This is a genomic window from Planktothrix sp. FACHB-1355, from assembly GCF_014748295.1.
Lineage (GTDB): Bacteria > Cyanobacteriota > Cyanobacteriia > Cyanobacteriales > Aerosakkonemataceae > Aerosakkonema > Aerosakkonema funiforme_A.
This window is the reverse complement of sequence record NZ_JACJUP010001035.1, coordinates 1-2,496: the sequence shown is the minus strand read 5'-3', so window position 1 is coordinate 2,496 and position 2,496 is coordinate 1. Positions and strand designations below refer to the sequence as shown.

The window sequence follows — 2,496 nt, the reverse complement described above, 5'->3', positions numbered from 1 at the left end:
CTCGCGATTGTTAAGCTAAGTTAAACAAATATGCCTGCAACAATTGCCTTGATTGCCCACGATGCCAAGAAGAACGATATTGTCAACTTCGCACTGACTTATTCACCCCTGCTCAAGCGTTACAAGCTGATTGCGACCGCAAACACAGGAGAGCGCATCCAAGCAGCAACTGGCTTGCCGATCGAACGGATGCTATCCGGGCCTATGGGTGGAGTAGCTCAGATTGCAGCGGAAGTGGCGGCGGGTAACGTCGTTGGCGTAATTTGTCTGAGCGATCCGCAGGAGACGCGATTTTACCAACCAGATGTTGAAACGCTGATCCGGATATGCAACGTCCACAACGTAATTCTGGCAACTAATATCGCCACCGCAGAAGCGATCGCCACCCGGTTGGCAAAGACACTCGTCGCTCATCTGATTTTCAATCCGGTTTCCGGTCGCGGCAATCCAGAGCAAGATTTGTCTTTAATTCGGAAACTGCTAGAACCTTACCTGCACTTGGAAGTTCACCAAACCACACCAGAGATCGAACCGGAGGAATTAGTACAACAGGCTCTGGCCCAAGGAGCCGATATCGTCATCGCTTCTGGAGGCGATGGCACGGTCTCAGCAGTAGCGGGAGCATTAATTGACACCAATATTCCTCTCGGTATCATTCCCAGAGGAACAGCCAATGCCTTTGCAGTTGCCTTGGGAATTCCTCGGTTAATGCCGATTAGAAATGCCTGTCAATTAATTTTGGCCGGACAAACCCGCAATGTAGATGTTGCGCGTTGCAATGGCTACCCGATGATCTTGTTAGCCGGTGTGGGATACGAAGCGGAAACCGTAGAAAGAGCCAGCCGGGAACTGAAAGCGCAATGGGGCCCGATGGCATACTTAATGGCGGGGTGGCAACTGCTGGAAGAATCGAATTTGTTCGATACGGAAATTGAGGCAGAAGGGAATGTTTATCAGTTTCAAGCCGCTGCGATTACAGTAGCCAATGCTGCACCCCCTACCTCCGTGTTAGCGCAGGGAGCGGGAGAAGTGATTTTTGATGATGGATTGTTGGATGTAACTATTGCTACAGCGGAAAACAGAGCGCAGGCAGTCACAACTATGTTAAGAATGTTGGGAGGAGCGATCGTCAAAACCGATCTCGAACATCAGAATGTGATTCACAGTCGCGCCAAGCAAATCAAAATCACCACAAATCCCCCCCAAAAAGTAGTAGTAGATGGGGAAATTATCGGCACGACTCCCATTGAAGTTGAGTGTATCCCCGGTGGTTTAACAGTTTTAGCGCCCAACGTTGGTCGATCGATCAATACTTAACATACTCAGCCACAGTCTACATCTGCGTTAATCTGCGTTAATCTGCTTCCATCTGCGGTAAAAAACATTTCAAATCGTAGCCGATAGCATCGGTAGTACATGAGGGTTATCTCTGGAAACCATTAGTTAAAATTTAACCGCAGATGAAGAAGGATGAACGCAGATGAACGCAGATAATCTTGCAAATTTTTGGTTCTACAGTAGGGTGCGTTAGCGTCAGCGTAACGCACCTTACATTTAGTAACCTAATAACTAACTAGATTTCGATCTAGCCTCCAAATTCTCCAAACGACTCATCAGTTCCTGATTTGTTTTTTTCAACTGATCGAGTTCTTCTCGCAGTTGTTTGACCGATCGATCGGTCCCCGCACTTTGCTGCACTTTTTGTACCGCTTCTTCCGCAATGCGACGCACGCGCCCATCGGGTGTACCATCAACTAAAGAATTTAAAATGGGGATAGCTTTGGCTGTCTCCATTTGTCCGAGCGCTGTAACAACTGCTACTTGAGTTAAGAAGAACGTTTCTCTGGATAACTCTTGTAATTGTTCCAGAATCCAATCCACGTTGTTTGGCGTTTGACCCGTAGAAATCGCTCCCAAAGCGCGAATTGCTGCCAAGCGCAAAGCTTGCGGGATACCGGGGCGAGTGTATTCCAAAATCAAATCCAGTGCTACTGGTGATGTTTTTAACTGGCTCAAACCTGCGATCGCACCAATACGCACCACCTCGTTCCAGCCAGCTTTTTGCCGCAGGATATTGCTAAGCAAACCGACAACTTCATCTTCTTTATCTTTTAGAATTGGTGAAGCTACCATTCCCGCAATTGTGCGGGCAGATGTCGATTCTACATAATAACTGGCGTCGCCTTTTTCTACCAAATTCTTCACAGCATCGTAGCTTTCTGGCGTTTTGATTTTAGCCAAAGCTTCCACCACAGCGCGGCGCACCAAAGGATTTTCATCCTGCAAACCTTTTACTAAAGCTTCGCCTGCTTGGTCGAGTTTAACTTCAGCTAATTGTTTGGTAACTTCTGCCCGCACACCCCAACAACTATCTTTTTCAAGTGCGAGTGATAGCGCTTTTACTGCTTCCAATCCTCCCTTTTTCGCCAAAGCTTCAGCAGCGTAAATTCGGGAAATCGGATCGGGGTCGAATTGCAACTGCGCCTTCAGTTCCGC

General features: G+C 47.8%; 2 protein-coding genes. One reads left to right on the top strand and one right to left on the bottom strand.

Annotated features, from left to right (window positions below):
• The first annotated feature begins 30 nt into the window (after positions 1–30).
• On the top strand, positions 31–1,317 hold the full coding sequence (locus H6S82_RS28600; RefSeq protein WP_190463098.1) for a methylglyoxal synthase: 1,287 nt from the start codon (positions 31–33) through the stop codon (positions 1,315–1,317).
• 252 nt (positions 1,318–1,569) lie between these two features.
• Here H6S82_RS28600 and H6S82_RS28595 read toward each other — a convergent pair.
• On the bottom strand, positions 1,570–2,496 hold a 927-nt coding region (locus H6S82_RS28595; RefSeq protein ID WP_191057131.1), incomplete at its 5' end, for a HEAT repeat domain-containing protein.

Bases quoted from the DNA above. Each gene is read 5' to 3' on its own strand.
- H6S82_RS28600 (WP_190463098.1), top strand. From the start codon at position 31: ATGCCTGCAACAATTGCCTTGATTGCCCACGATGCCAAGAAGAACGAT.